The sequence below is a fragment of the Streptomyces sp. NC-S4 genome, assembly GCF_054353315.1.
This window is the reverse complement of the sequence record NZ_CM135937.1, coordinates 6,979,988-6,997,848: the sequence shown is the minus strand read 5'-3', so window position 1 is coordinate 6,997,848 and position 17,861 is coordinate 6,979,988. Positions and strand designations below refer to the sequence as shown.

The window sequence follows — 17,861 nt, the reverse complement described above, 5'->3', positions numbered from 1 at the left end:
TCCGGGCGTCAGCCGGGCTCCGGGGCCTCTTCCTCCAGCCGGGCAACGGCGTCCAACATGCCGGCCTGCGCGGTCCTCGCCGCGTCCACGGAGGACAGCAGGGCGCGCAGGGGCTCCATGGTCCACCGGGCGTCCTCGAAACCCTGGGTCCGCAGGCGGTCGAGGCGTCCCGGGGAGAGGTCGACGAGGGCCGTCGCGCCGCCGAGCGGGCCGGGCGGCCGGATGCGGCGCCGGGGGCGGATCTCGATGACGCGCAGCGTGGGATGGTCGTGGGCGTCCCACAGCGACCCGTCACTGAGGTGGACGACGATCACGATGTCGCACCCGGCGGACCGGGCGAGGGCCCCGGCCGGAGTGTTGTCCGCCATCCCGCCGTCCCGGTAGAGGCGCGTGCCGACTCGACGGGGAGGGAGTATGACGGGGAGCGCGGCGCTGGCGAGGACCGCCCGGTGTCGTTCCCGCCGCGGCAGGTTGTTGACGTGGAGCCACTCGGCGCGCGCCCCCAGGCCGGAGCGCACCACGTCGAGGCTCCAGCTCCAGCCGCGCAGGGCGTCGGTCTCCTCCAGTGCCGGGAACACGGACACCCAGAGCGGGATCCCGGTGCCGAGCCGGTCCGGGTCGGCATGGTCGGCGACGAGGTCTTCCAGGGCCGCCGGGTGTAGTGCGGGGGCGGACAGTCGCGGCAGCAGCCGGGCGAGCTGCTCCACCGTCGCTTCCTCCGGCGGCGGTCCGTCCGCCCCGGTGGACGGACCGGTGTGCCCCGCCCGCCACGCCACCTCGTCCCATACGGCGGCGAGTGCGGCAGCACCCTCGGCCGGGGTACCGGCGGCGGCGAGAACCGCCCCGTTGAGGGCTCCGATGCTGGCACCCGCGATGGCGTGGATGCTGGTGCCGACCGATGCCAGGTACTCCACCACCCCAACGTGGTAGGCGCCCTTGGCTCCGCCGCCCGACAGCACCAGACCGATCCTGGGCGGTCGGCCGCCCGCCCGGTCCGCGGCGGGCGCCCGGTCCGGGAGCGCCTTCTCCGGTGTCCCGGCAGCACCCCCGGCGGTGTACGGCGCGGCCGCCGCCTGCCGGGCGGCGGCCGCGAGGTCCGTGAAGCCGCTCATGTCTGCGCCGACGTGGTCGTGTCCGGTCGGCGGCCGCCGTCCGGCCCGGGTAGGTACGCGGCCGGCCGGGGCACGGTGCTCGCGTGGGCCGCCCGTCCGCGCAGGGTCCGGGCGGCGACGGCCTGCTCGGTCACGACCCGTTCGACGAAGTGCCGGGCCGTGCCGGTGCGCGGGGTCCACCACCCGTACCGTCGCTGCACGAGTACGGCGGCGGTCTCGGTCGGATGCTGCGGGCGGGCGATGCCCGGCAGGGACCACAGCTCTACGGCCGTACCGGCGACGGCGCTGAGCGGGCCGGCCGGTGGGGCGAGGGAAGGTGCCAGACCGCTGCCCAGGATCTCGGCGGCCAGCCGCAGCCGGTCCGGCGCCGCTGCACCGCAGCCTTCGTCGAGGAGGTCCGCGAGCGTGAAGCGGCCCTGGGGCGTGTCGGCTCGGGGGACGTTCAGTACGGCGTTGACCAGCCGCTCGCTGTAGGTGTCGCGGCCCGAGCGGAAGCTGTGGGCACCGGTGGGCCCGGCGGCGATCTCCGCCGACAGCAGCACCACCTGCACCGCCCACGGGAGCCCGGTGTACGACTGGCCTGCCGTCCAGCGCCCCAGCGAGAGTTCCAGGGCCTCCTCCGCCTCCAGCCTCAGCTCGGTGGCCGCCCGGTGCTCCTCGAGCGCGGCGAGGCGGCTCTCCGCCTCTGTGAACCGGGTCTCGCAGGCCTCGGCGATCCGGGCGACCACGTCGGCGAGTTCGGCCAGCCGTGCCGACGACTGTCCGCCGACCTCCTCGACGCGGCGTCGTGTCTCTCCCAGGCATTCGGCGACCCGCGTCAGGGCCAGGTCCGATATCCGGGCGTGGCCGGTGAGTTCGGTGGCCCAGGCGACCAGGGAGCGCTGACCGTCGACGAGAGCCCGGGTCGTCAGCAGTTCGCGCTGCCGTTCCCGGCCGACGATCCGGGCGAGCAGGCTCCCGGAAAGGGACTGCTCACGCCGGTACGTCGTGAGGTCCTCGGCCACCACCATGCTGTTGGCCAGTTCGAGCAGAACCCGGTCGGTCAGCAGCGGCGCGTCCAGGGCGAGGCTGCGCAGGTCGTCCGGCACCGGTGTCACCTCCATTCGATCGCGAGGCCGGCGAAGTGGCTCCGTGCGGCGTCCGCCACGCGCCGTCGGCGGTCCCCCAGGACCGCGAGGTCGTCCGCGGCTGTTCGGGGTGTGGTGGCACGGCCCGGTGGCGGGGGCGGCCCCACGAGCGGGGCGAGCCGGGCCAGGAGGCGTGCCAGCGCCCATCCTCCGGGGGTGCGGCCGCGGTCGTGGACGAAGGCCGCCATCACCGAGGGCATGCCGGAGCGGTCCCAGGCCCGTTGGGCGAGCGCGTCTGTCTGACGGCCGAGCACGGTGTCCACCCGGTCCTCCCAGTCGATCGGGAAGAGGCCCCTCAGGAGCTCGATGGCCGCCGCGTGCCGACCCGCGTCATCTGCACCGCTGTCCGACCGCGGCCACAGCACGGATGCCGCGGCGAGCGCTTGGCGGGCAGCGGTACGGCCGGTTCGCACGGACGTGTCGTCGGCGTGTGCCAAAGCGCCGGTCAGCTGCGCGAGCTGCTCGGCAGGCACCAGGTCCGTCCTGTTCAGCACGGTGAAAACGGGCGTCCGTCCGCTGTCGGGAGCCGCTTCGGCGAGGAGCCGGTCGACGCGGGCTTCCGCCGTGCTGCCACGGCGCGTGGCATCACGGACGACGAGGACCTCGTGGGCGTGGCCGACCTCGTGGGCCACGAAGTGGTTGAGGACGCCGGGCAGCAGTTCCTCGTCGGGCCCGGGGGTGTCGACGAGGACCAGTCGGCCTCCTTCGGGGGGCGAGGACAGCCACGGCACGGGGACTACCGCCTCGGGGGCTCGCAGGGCGAGCACCTCACGCAGCGCGACCTCCTCGGGGAGCGCATGAAGGGCGAGGCGCAGCAGGTCGTTCAGGCTGGTCAGCGCCCGGCGGACGGTGTGCGTCCCTACGTGGCCGGGGGCGCCGGCGCCCGGCGGGCCGGGCTGCGCGCGGGCGGCGGAGGCGAGCTGGGGATGGCGGTTCACCGCGGCGTCCACGGCCGCGCGGCGCCCGGGTGCGCGCAGCCGGGCGGCGAGGCCGTCGATGCGGGCGGCGGTCTCGGGCGCGAGGGTGAGGACCGGTCCGGGTAAGGCATGGTGGGCGACGGGAACGACCCGCGTGGGCAGCACCGTCATCGCCGGGCCGCGCGAAGGCAGCAGTTCCTGGCAGACGATCGCGTTGAGCAGAGTGGATTTGCCTGCTTTCATCGGGGCAATGAGGGGGACGCGGTAGTCGAGGCGCCCGGACGGCGCCTCGGACAGCTCGGGAAGCAGCGCCGCCAGCCCTCCCGCCGTCGCTTCCGGCAACGGCGGCCGCCGGCGGTCGTGGGTGCCGAGGGCGTGGACGGCCGCAGCACTGAGCCCGCTGAGCATCCGGCACAGCGCCTGGGGCAGGGGGGTCGGTGTGGGGCGGGTCCGGGTCGGGGTCCCGCTAGACGGCACGGACGTTCTCCACCTCGGCCCGCAAGCCCCGGACGGTGTTCAGGAAGGCGTTGAGGTTCTCTCGCAGCTCGTTCTGCTTCAGCTCTTCGAGCTCGTTGTCCTCGGCGGATTGCTGCAGGATCCCCCGGTACCGCTGGAGGAAGGCTTCGACCCCGTCGTAGTAGTGGTCCACCTGCTGGGTGACCATCTCGCGGACGTGGCCTCGCAGGGCCTCCTCGATCTCGCGGATGCATCCGTGGAAGGACTGCTGGAGGCTGTCGGCGAGGGTGTCCGCGGCGACGACGTACGCGTGTTCCTCGGTCACTTCGGTGACGGTCTTGAGGTAGGTGGTCCGCCACAGCCATGCGGTCCGCCAGGAGCGGCCGTAGACCTCGCGTTCGACCTCGACGGTCGTCTGTCGCGTCTCGGCCTCGGGGCCTATGGGGGTCTCCGCCACGCCGGAGCCCTGCAGGTCCGGTTCGGGCACGGTGAAGGTGAGGTCGAACTCGTCCTTGACCCGTGCCGCGGCCCGCTCGATGACGGGCCGTACGAGCTCGCTCTCCCGCTGGACCAAGCGCTGCGCGGAGGCTCCGACGGACACCTCGATGCGCTTGCGGCTGCGCTCCAGAATGGTGTCCAGGCGCGCTTTCGGCTCCAGGGTACGGAAGCGGATGAAGTCCCCCGCGTCCTCGGGGGTGGTGAACTCGAAGGCTTCGTCGTCCTTGCGCAAGACGGTCTTGAGCGCCCGGTCGAGCAGCCCGGAGCCGTCGGAGCGCGCCGCGTTCTTCAGGTCGTGGCGGAACCTCTTGACGATCTTGTCTCCCTCGTCCTGTGCGTCCCGCAACTGCCTGCGCAGGTCACCGAAGAGACGGTCGGCGAGCTTCGCGGGTGCCGTGACCTGGCTCCGGAATCCGGCGACCTCGGCCATCTCTTCGGAGATCTGCTCCACCGCCCGCGCCAGGTCCTGGGACCTGCGGCCGATCAGGTCCCGGCGTGACCCGGTGGCGACTTCCAGATCGTCGAGTTCGGAGGCGGCCTTGCTCAGAGCCACTTCGATGGCGAGGCGCAGGGCGCTGCGGCGCAGGTGGGAGACGGCGGAGGCCAGGAACGGCTCGATCCGGCTGTACTCCCAGGCGCGTCGGGCTTTCCCGGCCAGTTGCTTGGCGGTGATGTCCGCCAGCTCTTCCTCCCAGTCCATGGGGAACACGAGCTTCATCAACCGGGTGACGGACTCGTCCCGGGCGGGGGCGAAGCCGTCCTGAGCGGCCCTGAGGGAGGTCAGTGTCCGGACGGCGGCGAGCGCCCACTCGGCGGAGGTGGTGAAGATGCGTTCCCCGGCCGTGGCATCGGACAGTCCGAGGTTGGCGGTGACCGACTGGACGATGCCGTCGTTGCCGAGGTCCGTGTCGTGGCGTTTCTGGTCGATCTTGTTGACCACCGCGAAGAGCTTCTCGGGGCCGATGACGTCCAGCAGGGGCCCCATGAGTGCACGGATCCGGGCGTCGGACTGTCCGCCCATCTTCGTGTAGTCGAGGACGACCAGGACGATGTGGCTCTCACTGAGCTGTTTGCTGACGACGTTCCCGAGCATCTCGGAGAGGTCGTGCTCGTCCGGTCCGGGTGTGTCCACGACGACCAGACGGCCGGGGCCGTCGTCCTCGCCCGCGCCGGGCGCCCAATAGGGCGTGCGTACGACGGGGACGTCCGTGAGGTCGACCCGCCAGCCCGCGGGCAGGACCCTACCGGCCAGCCGCATCAGGTCGTTGAGCAGGGTCAGCGCTTCCTGGACCTCGCCGCGCCCTTGATAGCGGTCCCTCGTGGGGGGCAACCGGTCGGCGAGGACGTCCTCGATGAGGGGTACGAGGTGGGGATACCGCGCGCTTTCCCGCTCGGCCAGGGACGGGGACAGGTGGGTGTGGAGCGCCTTCACCAGCATGTCGAACCGCGCCGCGTCCTGCTCTCGCAGCTCCAGTACGGGCCGGAAGGCGTCGGTGCCCTGTTCCGCGAGCTCCACCTCGGTCAGGCAGCGGTCGAGCACGATCCGTGTGGGGAGCGTGGTCATCGCCGCCGCACGGGCGGGCAGGAGTTCGTAGCCGACGATGGCGTTGACGAGGGTGGACTTCCCGGCCTTCATGGGGGCGACCACCGACATGCGGAGCTCTCCCCCGCGCACGGCGTCGCACTCCTGGCGCATGGCGGCCACGGCCCCCGCCTCGCCGTTCACATGGGTGCTCCAGGACAGGTCCAGCTCCTGGGCCTGCGAGAGCACGTGCACGACCTGCTCCATCAGTTCCAGGGCGTCCGTCGCACGGGCCGCTTCCACGCGCCCGTCCCCACTCTCCGTAGCCTTGTCCACTGATCCGTTGACGTCCGGCATCCGTACCCCCACGCGCGCACCCCGAGTGAAGCCGGACGAGCACGAGCGAGTCTGCCCGTCCGACGGCAACTGGTTGTGACGTTACCGCTACGATCCGGCCGGGGAGGGTGATTCGACGGAGTCCAGTGGAACCACTCGTCCGTCGGGTTCAGCGTCCCCGGCGGCCGCGGCGCGGGGAGTCCTTGGGCGGCTTCGGGGTCGGCGGGTCGATGCGGTGGAGGTCCAGGGTGGGCGGGAGCGGGGTGGTGCCCGGGCCACCGGATTCGGCCCAGGCGATGATCTCGTCGGTCGCGGTGTCGTCCAGGGCCCAGCCGAACCAGGTCGCGCGGGCGCCGCGGCGCCGGGCCTCGGTGGTGGGCTGGACGACGATGACGTTGGCCTGGGCGCACGGGCCGAGGCATTCGCTCGTACGGACGGCCAGGCGGCCCCCGGAGGCCGCCGCGGCCTCGCGCAGCCGGGCGAGCTGGCCGGCGTGGTCGGAGCCGGGGTTCTTGCGGGGGTCGCCGCAGCAGCAGCCACGGCAGACCACCAGCGTGCAGGGGCGTTCGGCGTGCGCGCCGAGCGGGCGTATCCAGGTCACCACCGAACGTTAACGGGCCCGGGGCGCGGGCCGTTCGGGCGCGGGCGAGACGTCCGCCACACGGTCGGCGGCGAGTTCGGGCAGCGGGTCGTGCGCGCGGCGCCGGGCGATGACCGCGCAGACCATCAGCTGCATCTGGTGGAAGAGCATCAGCGGGAGCACGGCGAGGGCGGCATGGGCCCCGAACAGCACGCTGGCCATGGGGAGTCCGGCGGCCAGGCTCTTCTTCGAACCGGCGAACTGGATGGCGACGCGGTCCGCGCGGCCGAAGCCGAGGCGGGCGGCGCCGTACCAGGTGGCGAGGAGCATGACGGTCAGGAGCACGGCCTCCACCAACACCAGGGCGGCGAGCCGCGGGAGGCTCACCCGCTGCCAGATGCCCGCGACCACGCCCGCACTGAAGGCGGCGTAGACGACGAGCAGGATCGAGCCGCGGTCGACGCGGCCGAGGACCTGCTTGTGACGGACGAGGAATCCGCCGACCCGGGGGCGCAGGGCCTGTCCGAGGAGGAAGGGCAGCAGGAGCTGGAGGGTGATCTTGAGGAGGGAGTCGGGGGAGAAGCCGCCCGCGCCGCCGCCGAGCAGGGCGGCGGCGAGCAGGGGGGCGGCGAGCAGGGGGGTGAGGACGATGCCGGCCAGGCTGGAGAAGGAGCCCGCGCAGATCGCGGCGGGGACGTTGCCGCGGGCGATCGAGGTGAAGGCGATGGAGGACTGCACGGTCGAGGGGACCAGGCAGAGGAAGAGCAGGCCGTCGTAGAGGGGGGCGGTGAGCAGGCCGGGGACGAGGACGCGGGCGGCGAGGCCGAGGAGCGGGAAGAGTACGAAGGTGCAGGCGAGCACGGTGAGGTGGAGCCGCCAGTGGCGCAGGCCGTCGAGGGCCTCGCGGGTGGAGAGCCGGGCCCCGTAGAGGAAGAAGAGCAGCGCCACGGCCCCGGTGGAGGCGAGGTCGGCGGCGGTGGCGGCCGGGCCGCGGGCGGGGAGCAGGGCGGCGAGGCCCACGGTGGCAAGCAGGGCCAGGACGTACGGGTCCAGGGGCAGCCGGGCGGGGAGGTGCGGGCGGCGCATGCGGGGGTGCTCACTTGCTGTCGGGGCGGGGTGCTCCTTTCATGGTCGGCGGCGGGCGTTCATCGGGAAACCCGCACACCGCACTCACTGCCATCGCGATCCGTGATGAGCGTCTAACGTGGTGGTATGTACGACCCTGTCCAGTTGCGGACCTTCCTCACGGTGGCCCAGACGCTCAGCTTCACTCAGGCCGCGGGGCGGCTCGGCGTGGGGCAGTCCACGGTCAGCCAGCACGTGCGGCGGCTGGAGGAGGCGACGGGGCGGCCGCTGTTCGTCCGGGACACGCACAGCGTGGGGCTGACGGAGGACGGCGAGGCGCTGCTCGGCTTCGCGCGGACGATCCTGGAGGCGAACGAGCGGGCGGCGGCCTTCTTCGCCGGGACGCGGCTGCGCGGGCGGCTGCGGTTCGGGGCCTCCGAGGACTTCGTGCTGACGCGCCTCCCGGAGATCCTCGAAGGGTTCCGGCACGAGCACCCCGAGGTGGATCTGGAGCTGTCGGTGGAGCTCTCGGGAACCCTGCACGAGCGGCTGGACGCGGGCCGTCTCGACCTGGTGCTGGCGAAACGGCGGGGGCCGGGGGACGAGCGGGGCCGGCTCGTCTGGCGGGACCGGATGGTGTGGATCGGCGCGGAGGGGCTGCGGGTGGACCCGGAGCGCCCTGTTCCGCTGATCGTCTTCCCGCCGCCGGGCATCACCCGCGCCCGCGCCCTGGAGGCGCTGGAGCGGGAGGGACGGGCGTGGCGGATCGCGTGCACCAGCGGCAGTCTGAGCGGCCTGATCGCGGCGGCCCGGGCCGGGCTGGGCGTGATGGCGCACACCCGGGGGCTGATTCCGCCGGGCCTGGTGCGGGTGAGCGGGCTGCCGGAGCTGGGGCCGGTGGAGTTCGCGCTGCTCCGCGGGGGGCGCGCGTCGCCCGCGGCCGAGGCGCTGGCGGCGGCGGTCCTCTCGGGCGCGGACCGGCTCACCCGCACCGGCTGACCGCCCGGTGCCGCCGGAGCGGCCGCTGTCCGGACCGGTCGCCGGACCGGTCGCCGGACCGGCCCGGCGCACCGCCCGGCGCACCGGACCGCGACCCGGCGCACGGGGGCGGCCACCGGCGCGCACGGGCGGGCCCGCACCCTCCGACCCGCACGTCAGCGGCGTGAACACCGTGATCACTGGGGAGGTCTTGTGGAGGTATCCGAAGGCCGGTCACCCCCTGTTGACCATGAGGTACGTTCACCGCGGCGCGCGGAGAGGAGCGGGGCCTTGCGCGAGATCACCGTCCCACCCGTCGTCACGGGCGCACCCGTCGGCGGCCTGGCCGACATCGTTTTCCAGCACGCCCGCGAGGAGCCGGACCGGGTGGTGCTCGGCCGGAAGACCGACGGGGTCTGGCGGGACGTGACGTCCCGGGAGCTGGCCGCCGAGGTGCTCGCGCTCGCCCGGGGGCTGCTGGCCCAGGGGGTGCGCTTCGGGGACCGGGTCGCCGTCATGTCCCGCACCCGGTACGAGTGGACCCTCTTCGACTTCGCCCTGTGGGCGATCGGCGCCCAGCCCGTCCCGGTGTATCCGACGTCCTCCGCCGATCAGGTGCACTGGATCCTCTTCGACTCCGACTGCACGGCCTGCGTGGTCGAGGACGAGAACCAGGCCATGACGGTGGGATCGGTCATCGACCGGCTCCCCCACCTGCGCCGGCTGTGGCAGCTCGACGCCGGGGCCGTGGACGAGCTCGTCGCCGACGGCCGCGGGGTCGCCGAGGACGTCGTGCACCGCCACCGGGGTGCCGTGACGCCCGACGCGACCGCCACCGTCATCTACACCTCCGGGACGACGGGCCGGCCGAAGGGGTGCGTGCTGACGCACGCCAACTTCATGTACGAGACCGACACCCTGGTCAGCCGCTGGGAGTCGGTCTTCCGGGCCCGGCAGGGCGAGGAGCCGTCCACCCTGCTCTTCCTGCCGCTGGCGCACGTGTTCGGGCGGATGGTGGAAGTGGCCGCCGTCCGGGCGCGGGTGAAGCTGGGCCACCAACCGGTACTGGCGGCGGCCGAGTTGCTGCCGGACCTCGCCGCCTTCCGGCCGACCTTCGTGCTGGGCGTCCCGCACGTCTTCGAGAAGATCTTCGCGGGCGCGCGCCGCAAGGCGGAGGCGGAGGGACGCACGGGCCCCTTCGACCGGGCCGTGGAGACGGCCGTGCGGTACGCGGAGGCGCGCGAGCGCAAGTCCTTCGGTGCCGGGCCCGGGCCGTCGGCCGCGCTGCGCATGGAGCACCAGCTCTTCGACCGGCTCGTCTACGGGAAGGTCCGCGAGGCGATGGGCGGCCGGGTGCGGCACGCCATGTCGGGCGGGTCGGCGATGTCGCGCCGCCTGGGGCTGTTCCTCGACGGAGCCGGGATCACGGTGTTCGAGGGGTACGGGCTGACCGAGTCGTGCGCGGCGGCCACCGCGAACCCGCCCGGTGCGACCAAGTACGGCACGGTGGGGCGGCCGATCCCGGGCAGTACGGTGCACATCGCGGACGACGGGGAGGTCTGGCTGCACGGCAGCCACATCTTCTCCGGGTACCTCAACGATCCCCGGGGTACGGAGGCGGTGCTGCGCGGCGGCTGGCTGGCCACCGGGGACCTCGGCCGGCTGGACGCGGACGGGTACCTGACCATCACCGGGCGCAAGAAGGACATCCTGGTGACCTCGAACGGCAAGAGCGTCGCACCCGCCGCGCTGGAGGAGCGGGTCCGTTCGCATCCGCTCGTGTCGCAGTGCGTGCTGGTGGGCAACGACCGGCCGTACATCGCGGCGCTGGTCACCCTGGACATGGACGGCATAGCGCACTGGCTGTCGATGCGCGGCCGGCCGCAGCTGCCGGCGAAGGCGCTGGTGGGTGACCCGGAGCTGACGGCGGAGGTGCGCCGGGCGGTGGTGGCCGCGAACACCCTGGTCTCGCAGGCGGAGGCGATCCGCACCTTCCGGGTGCTGGGTGAGCAGTTCACGGAGGAACGGGGGCTGCTGACCCCCTCGCTGAAGCTCAAGCGCCGGGCGATCGAGAAGGCGTACGCGAAGGAGGTGGCGGCTCTGTACTCCTCCTGAGCCGGGTCCGGCCGCGGGAGGTCGCGGCGCAGGTCCGGGGCCGCTCGCCGGGGCGCGCACCCGGAACTGACGGATCGTCATTTCCATTGGCCGACGATATTGACGATCCGTCAGGTCGCGCACAGAATGCGGGGATTCCGACCGGAGGGGATCCCCGACATGTTGCGACCGATCCGCACCCTGGCCGCCGCGGCGGCGGCCCTCGCGCTCGTCACCGCCTGCAACTCCGCCTCCAACGGCGGAACATCCCCCGGCAAGCCCGCCAATCCCGGCGACGCGCCGGGCAACTCCCGCGGGGTGAGCGACACCTCCATCAAGGTCGGCGGGATCGTGTCGATGACCAGCGCCAGCGGCTACAGCAAGAAGGACACCGACCTCGGCGCCAAGGCCCGCTACCTCCGGGCCAACGCCGAGGGCGGGGTCAACGGACGCAGGATCGACTACCTCGGCGCGGAGGACGACGGCCAGGACCCCGCCAAGAACCTGGCGGCCGCCCGCAAACTCGTCCAGCAGGACAAGGTCTTCGCGGTCTCCCCCATGAGCTCGGTGACCTTCTCCGGTGCGGATTTCCTGGAGCAGGAGAAGGTCCCCACCTTCGGCTGGGGCACCCTGCCCGCCTTCTGCGGGCCCAAGCACATCTACGGCTTCAACGGCTGCCTGGTCCCCACCCCGGGCGGCACCCTCAACCAGACCTGGCCAGAGGGCATCGGCCGGATCCTCGGCGGGGCCCCGGGCAAGTCGGTCGCGATCATCGCCAACGACAGCGACGCCGGCAAGTTCGGCATCCGGACCTTCCAGCAGGGCTTCACGAGCGCCGGATTCGAGGTCTCCTACGCCAAGGCCTCCGTGCCCGCCACCGCCGTCCCGAGCGACTGGTCCGCGTACGTGAAGGAGATCCTCGCCGCCGACGGCGGCAAGGCGCCGGACGCCGTCGTCTCCGTCATGCAGACACCGAACAACATCGGGCTGTTCACCGCGCTCAAGCGCAGCGGCTACCAGGGGCTGCTCTCCGACCCGACCGACTACGATCCCGGGCTGCTCGCCAAGGACGCCACCAAGCAGGCCCTCGACGGGGTGCACGTGCTGCTGCAGTTCCAGCCCTTCGAGTCGGACGATCCGAAGATGACGCAGTTCAAGGCCGACATCAAGGCGGCCGCTGGTGGCCAGGACGTGCCCCTGAACATGCACATGCTCACCGGGTACATGTCGGCCGACCTCTTCCTCGCCGTCGCGCAGAAGGCCGGCAAGGACCTGACCGTCGAGTCCTTCCAGGCCGCCGCGCAGGGTTTCTCCGACACCGGCACGCTCGTCGGCGACCGGGCGGAGCCCAAGGGGCAGAAGGACAGCTTCGGCTGCGGGGCGCTCGTACAGCTGAAGAACGGCGCGTACGAGGTCTCCGTACCGTTCAAGTGCTACGAACCCATCCCCTTCAAGTAGGGCAGCGGCATGGGGGATCTGCTCGTCTTCGTACTGAGCGGTCTGGTCTCCGGCGCCCTGTACGCACTGCTCGCCACCGGGCTGGTGCTGTCGTACTCGGCGTCCGGACTGTTCAACTTCGCGCACGGGGCCACCGCCTACCTGTGCGCGCTCACCTTCTACGAGCTGCACTCGGGGCTTGGCTGGCCCGCCGTCCCGGCCGCCCTGCTGGTGGTCCTCGTCCTGGCCCCCGGTCTCGGCTGGGGGCTGGACCGGCTGATGTTCCGAAGGCTCGCCCGGGTCGGCGAGACCGCGCAGATCGTGGCCACCATCGGGCTGCTGGTGGCGCTGCCGGCCGCCGGGCTGTGGCTGGTGGAGCTGCTGGCGGAGGCGGGCGCGCCGGTGAAGCCGGCGGAGAACCAGTTCGGGCTGCCGGGCGTCGGGCCCAGCCCCGCGCGGTCCTGGCAGCTCGCGGACGGCGTCGGCATCGACTCCGACCAGCTGATCACCTGGGTGGTGACGGCGCTGGTGGCGGTGGCCCTGTGGGTGCTGATGCGGCACACACGGCTGGGGCTGCAGCTGCGGGCCGCCGTCGACAACCGCTCGCTGACCGAGCTGCGCGGCATCAGCGCCGACCGGCTGTCGTCGGTGGCCTGGATGATCGCGTCGGGGCTGGCGGGTCTCGCGGGGGTCCTGGCGACCCCGCTGCTGGGGCTGTCGGCACACGACTTCACCCTGTTCCTGTTCGTGTCGGCCACGGCGGCGGTCATCGGACGGTTCGCCTCCGTGCCGCTCGCCTTCGCCGGCGGACTCGGGCTCGGGGTGCTGCAGAACCTGGTGGCGGGGTACGCGTCCTTCGCCGAGTCCGTCACCGGCTTCCGGACGGCCGTGCCCTTCCTGATCCTGTTCGGCGGGCTGCTGGTGCTGACCCGCAGGGCGCGGACGGCCGGGGTCGCGGCCGCGGACGCGCCGCCGGTCGACCATCTGGCCGGGGCCTCGTGGGGACGGCGGTGGGGGGTGTGGGCAGCGGGTGGGGCGGCGCTGTGCGTGGCGCTCTACACCGTGACCACCCCCTTCTGGAGCGGCCTGCTGGCGCAGGGGCTGGCCATCGCGCTCGTGTTCATGTCCTTCACCGTGGTGACCGGGCTCGGGGCGATGGTGTCGCTGGCACAGGGCACCTTCGTGACCGGCGCCGCGCTCGTGGCCGGGCTGCTCATGAGCCGGGGCTGGCCCTTCGTGGCCGCGCTGGCCGCGGGCACGTGCGCGGCGGCCCTGCTGGGGGCGCTCGTCGCGCTGCCGGCCCTGCGGCTGGGGGGCAGGTCCCTGGCCCTGGCCACGCTGGCGCTGGCCTTCCTCGCCGATCAGGTGCTGTTCCAGTTGCGGTGGCTGCGCAACGGCGACGCGGGATGGCCGGTCCCGCGGCCGGTGTTCGGGCCGGTGGACCTCTCCGACGACCGGGCACTGGGGGTGGCCCTGGTGGTCCTGGTCGCGGTGGTGGCGGCCGGACTGACCGCGCTGCGCGACTCCCCGACGGGGCGGGCCATGCTGGCGGTCCGGTCGGCCCCGGCGGCGGCGGTCGCCTCGGGAGTCTCCCTACTGCGGACGAAACTGCTGCTGTTCACGCTGTCGGCCGGACTGGCCGGGTTCGGGGGCGTGCTGTACGCCTCGTACAACACCCGGATCACGGCGACGGACTTCACGGCGATGACCGGGCTGGTATGGCTGGCGGTGGTCGTGGCGGCGGGTGTGCGCAGGCCGCAGTACGCGGTGGTGGCGGGGCTGGTGTTCGCCGCCGCGCCGCGGGTACTGGCGGACTACGTGACGGAGTCCGCACACCTGCCGGTGATCCTGTTCGGGCTGGCGGGGCTGGCCCTGGCCAACGATCCGGACGGGTACTGCGCGGCGGTGCCCGTGCGGCTGGCGCGGGGGCGTGGCGCAAAACCGCCGCCGTCGCGGATACCGGCGCAGCCGGGGCCGGCAGGACGGCACGCCGCCGCTTCCCGGGGCTCCGCCCCTGACCCGACGGGGGCTCCTCCCCCGAACCCCCGCGGCTCAAGAGCCGACAGGGCTGATGTTGCCCTGGAGCTGCGCGGGGTCACCGCCGGGTACGACGGGGGGCTCGTGCTGCACGGGGTCGATCTCACCGTCCGCGCGGGCGAGATCCTCGCCGTGCTGGGGCCGAACGGGGCCGGGAAGAGCACCGCCTGCCGGGTCGCCGCCGGGCTGCTGCCGGTCGGGGCCGGGGCCGTGTACGTGGGCGGGCGGGACGCGACCCGGGACGGGGCCGTACGCCGGTCGCGGGCCGGGGTGCTGCTCGCCCCCGAAGGCCGCGGGATCTTCCCGGCGCTCACCATCGAGGAGAACCTGGCCCTGTACGTGCGCGACGCCGACGCCCGGTCCGCCGTCTACGCCCGCTTCCCGCGGCTCGCCGAGCGGCGCGGGATCCCCGCGGGGGCGCTCTCGGGCGGGGAGCAGCAGATGCTGGCCCTGGCTCCGCTGCTCCAGCGGCCGCCCGCGGTACTGATCGCCGACGAGCCCTCGCTCGGGCTCGCCCCGCGCGTGGTGGAGGAGGTGTACGCGCTGCTCACCGAACTCCGGGACGCCGGGACGGCGCTGCTCCTCGTGGAGGAGAAGGCGGCGGAGATCCTCGGGATCGCCGACACCGTGGCCTACCTCTCCCAGGGCCGGGTCTCCTGGTGCGGCCCCCGGGCCGAGGTGGAGGCGGACCGGCTCACCGAGGCCTACCTGGGGATGGCGACATGAGCGGGGGCGGGTACGTGCTGGAGGCCCGCGGGGTCGGTGTGCGCTTCGGCGGTGTCCGGGCGCTGACCGGGGTGGACCTCGGGGTCCGCGCGGGCGAGGTGTGCGGGCTGATCGGGCCGAACGGCGCCGGGAAGACGACCCTGTTCGACGTGCTGTCCGGGATCCGCCGCCCCGATCAGGGGCGGATGCTGCTGGACGGGGCGGACATCACCCGCCGCTCCCCCGTCTGGCGGGCCCGGCACGGGATACGCCGCACCTTCCAGCGGCAGCAGCTGTTCGGGCAGCTGAGCGTGGCCGACAACGTGCTGGTGGCGCAGGAGTGGCGGGGCGGCGGGGGCGGGCCGCCCGCCGATCTCCTCGCCCTGCCCGCCCGGCGGGCCCGGGAGCGCGAGCGCCGTGCCCGGGGCGAGCGGGTGCTGGCCGACTGCGGGATCGGCGCGCTCGGGGCCTCGTACGCCGGCGGGCTGCCGGTCGGGCAGGCCCGGATGGTCGAGCTGGCCCGTGCGGTGGCCGATCCGCCGCGGGTGCTGCTGCTGGACGAGCCGGCGTCGGGCACGTCCGCGCCCGAGCGCGCCCGGCTCGCGGAGGTCGTGCGGTGCCTGGCCGAGCGGGAGGGCTGCGCGGTACTGCTCGTCGAGCACAACGTGGCCTTCGTGATGGAGCTGTGCGCGCGGGTCGTCGTACTGGACCTCGGGACGGTGCTGGCCGAGGGCACGGCGGCCGAGGTAAGGGCGAACCCGCTGGTCCGGGAGGCGTACCTCGGGACCGCGTGAGGGCGCGCGCCGAACATTGGCGGGAATACGTCGTACGAGGGGCCGGTTGTCGCCCCTCGTACGACGCTCCACCGCCGCAGCACCGACCCACCGACGTGAGGGAACGACCAGACGTGAACCAGGTCCCCGCCATCAAGCTCAACAACGGCACGCTCATGCCCCAGCTCGGTTACGGCGTCTGGCAGGTGCCGGACGCCGAGGCGGAGCGCGCCGTCGGGACCGCCCTGGAGGCCGGTTACCGCAGCATCGACACGGCCGCGATCTACGGCAACGAGGCGGGCACCGGCAAGGCCGTCGCCGCTTCGGGGCTGGCCCGCGAGGAGCTGTTCGTCACCACCAAGCTGTGGAACGGCCCGAAGCAGAAGTGGGGCCGGGACCAGGTGCTGCGCGCCTTCGACGACTCCCTCGCCAAGCTGCGCCTCGACCACGTCGACCTGTACCTGATCCACTGGCCGCGGCCGATGCGCGACGATTTCGTCGCCATCTGGAAGACCTTCGAGGAGATCGCGGCGAGCGGCCGCGCGAAGGCGGTCGGCGTGTCGAACTTCCGCCCGGCCGACCTGGAGCGGATCGCCGCCGAGAGCGAGCTGGTCCCGGCCGTGAACCAGGTCGAGCTGCACCCGCTCTTCCCGCAGGCCGAGCTGCGCGCCGTGCACGCCGGGCGCGGGATCGCCACCGAGGCCTGGTCGCCGCTGGGCCAGGGCAAGGAGCTGCTGACGCTCCCGGCCGTGGCCGCGATCGCCGCCGCGCACGGCCGCAGCGCCGCGCAGGTGGTGCTGCGCTGGCACCTGCAGCACGGGAACATCGTGATCCCGAAGTCGGTGACCCCCTCGCGCATCCGGGAGAACCTGGACGTGTTCGGCTTCGAGCTGACGGCCGCGGACATGGCGGCGCTGGACGCCCTGGGCGCGGGCGCGGCGGGCCGCCGGATCGGGCCGGACCCGGCCGAGTTCGACGTGTGACGTGATCCGGGTCCCGGCCTTGGCCTTGGTCCCGGTCCGGGCCCGGTCCGGGTCCCGATCGGGGTCGGGTCCCGATCGGGATCCGGGCCGGTCAGACGCGTACGAAGCTCCGTATGCGGTACGTCGGCTCGGCGCGCGGGACTTCCTGGTCCGGCAGCAGTTCCAGCCGGGCCGCGAGCTCGCGCGCGGTGATGCCGCGCGGGACGATCCGGGAGGCGTAACGGCCCGCGAGCAGGGACCGGGCGGAGCCGCGCGGAGTGCGGCCCTGGCCGTGACCGGTGAAACGGGCCTCGCCGACCGCCAGCAGACCCGCCCGGGCCGCGTAGGCCTCCACCTCCCCGGAGGCGTCCGCGGGGGTCGGGGTCAGGTGCGCGGCGAAGACGGCGTCGATGTCGCTGCCGACGTCGTGCGCCGAGTCCTTGTCCACGGTGGCGAGGAAGACCCCACCGGGCCGCAGCACCCGGGCGGCCTCGGCGATCACCGCCGGCACCAGTCCCGGCTCGCGCAGCAGGTGCAGCAGCCACACCGCGCTGACCGCGTCGAGGGACTGCGACCGGACCGGCAGCCGGGCCGCGTCGGCGAGGGTCACCGGGATGCCGCGCCGAAGCGCTATCGCGGCCATGCCGTGTGAGGCGTCCACTCCCAGGACGCGCAGTTCCGGACGGCTGATCCGGCTGGTGACGATGCCGGTGCCGCAGCCGAGGTCGAGGAGGGTGCGCGCGTCCTCGGGGAGCAGTTCGAGAACGGCGGCGGCCGCCGCCTCGGCGCGCGGGATGCCGCCGCGGGTGGTGTCGTAGGCCTCGGCCTCGGCGTCGTAGTCGAGCAGGGATCTCACGGAGGGTATGTGCGTGGTCATCAGCTCGCGCCGTGGCCGGGGGCGAGGGCCTCGACGCGTTCGGCGAGGGCGAAGTCGGACTCCGTCACCACGCCGCCGGCATCATGGCTGTTCACGGAGAGCCGGACCGTGTTGTAGCCGAGGGTCAGGTCCGAGTGGTGGTTCAACTCCTCCTGGACCGTGGCGATATGGACGACGAGGGCGCTCGCCGCGAAGTGGGTGCCCAGCCGGTAGGTACGGAAGATCCGGTCGTCCTCGAAGGCCCAGCCGGGGAGTTCCCGCAACCGGTCCTCGATCTCCTTCTGCGACAGCGGCTGACTCGGCATGCACCGGCTCCTTTTCCCCGTGACGTGTAGTCAAGGTTCCCACAGTGCACACCGGACCAATCCTTTCGCGCCATAGTGCG

Annotated in this window: 14 protein-coding genes; 6 read left to right on the top strand and 8 right to left on the bottom strand. The window is 73.4% G+C overall.

Features of this window, described 5'->3' with window-relative positions; all coding sequences use genetic code 11:
• Window positions 1–8: 8 nt before the first annotated feature.
• The 6 genes from ACXNSR_RS31410 to ACXNSR_RS31385 all read right to left on the bottom strand — a co-directional run bounded on the left by ACXNSR_RS31410 (window position 9) and on the right by ACXNSR_RS31385 (window position 7,634).
• Window positions 9–1,112 (bottom strand): patatin-like phospholipase family protein, encoded by a 1,104-nt coding sequence (locus ACXNSR_RS31410; RefSeq protein WP_458638722.1) that lies wholly within the window; start codon window positions 1,110–1,112, stop codon window positions 9–11.
• A complete protein-coding gene (locus ACXNSR_RS31405) occupies window positions 1,109–2,200 on the bottom strand; it encodes a hypothetical protein (RefSeq protein ID WP_458638721.1) in 1,092 nt (363 codons plus the stop codon). The genes ACXNSR_RS31410 and ACXNSR_RS31405 overlap by 4 nt, the downstream gene beginning before the upstream one ends.
• 5 nt (window positions 2,201–2,205) lie before the next feature.
• The gene (locus ACXNSR_RS31400; RefSeq protein ID WP_458638720.1) at window positions 2,206–3,633 is read right to left on the bottom strand and encodes a hypothetical protein; all 1,428 of its coding nucleotides are present in this window, start codon (window positions 3,631–3,633) and stop codon (window positions 2,206–2,208) included.
• Window positions 3,623–5,935 carry a dynamin family protein gene (locus tag ACXNSR_RS31395; protein WP_458638719.1) on the bottom strand — a complete coding sequence of 771 codons (2,313 nt, stop codon included), beginning with the start codon at window positions 5,933–5,935 and terminating at the stop codon, window positions 3,623–3,625. The genes ACXNSR_RS31400 and ACXNSR_RS31395 overlap by 11 nt, the downstream gene beginning before the upstream one ends.
• A 202-nt stretch (window positions 5,936–6,137) precedes the next feature.
• Window positions 6,138–6,569, bottom strand: a complete 432-nt coding sequence (locus ACXNSR_RS31390) for a (2Fe-2S) ferredoxin domain-containing protein (RefSeq protein WP_458638718.1) — start codon at window positions 6,567–6,569, stop codon at window positions 6,138–6,140.
• A gap of 9 nt (window positions 6,570–6,578) precedes the next feature.
• On the bottom strand, window positions 6,579–7,634 hold the full coding sequence (locus ACXNSR_RS31385) for a bile acid:sodium symporter family protein (protein ID WP_458638717.1): 1,056 nt from the start codon (window positions 7,632–7,634) through the stop codon (window positions 6,579–6,581).
• Window positions 7,635–7,760: 126 nt separating this feature from the next.
• Here ACXNSR_RS31385 and ACXNSR_RS31380 point away from each other — a divergent pair, with 126 nt between their 5' ends.
• From ACXNSR_RS31380 to ACXNSR_RS31355, 6 genes are all read left to right on the top strand, one after another.
• On the top strand, window positions 7,761–8,612 hold the full coding sequence (locus tag ACXNSR_RS31380; RefSeq protein WP_458638716.1) for a LysR substrate-binding domain-containing protein: 852 nt from the start codon (window positions 7,761–7,763) through the stop codon (window positions 8,610–8,612).
• A gap of 270 nt (window positions 8,613–8,882) precedes the next feature.
• Complete coding sequence (locus tag ACXNSR_RS31375) at window positions 8,883–10,706, top strand: AMP-dependent synthetase/ligase (RefSeq protein WP_458638715.1); 1,824 nt, start codon at window positions 8,883–8,885, stop codon at window positions 10,704–10,706.
• Between the two features lie 159 nt (window positions 10,707–10,865).
• Window positions 10,866–12,143, top strand: a complete 1,278-nt coding sequence (locus ACXNSR_RS31370) for an ABC transporter substrate-binding protein (protein WP_458638714.1) — start codon at window positions 10,866–10,868, stop codon at window positions 12,141–12,143.
• Between the two features lie 9 nt (window positions 12,144–12,152).
• A complete protein-coding gene (locus ACXNSR_RS31365; protein WP_458638713.1) occupies window positions 12,153–14,885 on the top strand; it encodes an ABC transporter permease subunit in 2,733 nt (910 codons plus the stop codon).
• Entirely contained in the window at window positions 14,882–15,658 is a 777-nt protein-coding gene (locus ACXNSR_RS31360; protein WP_458638712.1) for an ABC transporter ATP-binding protein, read from the top strand. Before ACXNSR_RS31365 ends, ACXNSR_RS31360 begins: the two co-directional genes overlap by 4 nt.
• Before the next feature lie 113 nt (window positions 15,659–15,771).
• Window positions 15,772–16,620, top strand: a complete 849-nt coding sequence (locus tag ACXNSR_RS31355; RefSeq protein ID WP_458638711.1) for an aldo/keto reductase — start codon at window positions 15,772–15,774, stop codon at window positions 16,618–16,620.
• Between the two features lie 91 nt (window positions 16,621–16,711).
• On the opposite strand, the gene ACXNSR_RS31350 is transcribed toward ACXNSR_RS31355, so the two are convergent.
• Complete coding sequence (locus ACXNSR_RS31350; protein WP_458638710.1) at window positions 16,712–17,476, bottom strand: class I SAM-dependent methyltransferase; 765 nt, start codon at window positions 17,474–17,476, stop codon at window positions 16,712–16,714.
• Window positions 17,476–17,781: a 4a-hydroxytetrahydrobiopterin dehydratase gene (locus ACXNSR_RS31345; protein WP_458638709.1), complete on the bottom strand. Its 306-nt coding sequence runs from the start codon at window positions 17,779–17,781 to the stop codon at window positions 17,476–17,478. The genes ACXNSR_RS31350 and ACXNSR_RS31345 overlap by 1 nt, the downstream gene beginning before the upstream one ends.
• Window positions 17,782–17,861: the final 80 nt, after the last annotated feature.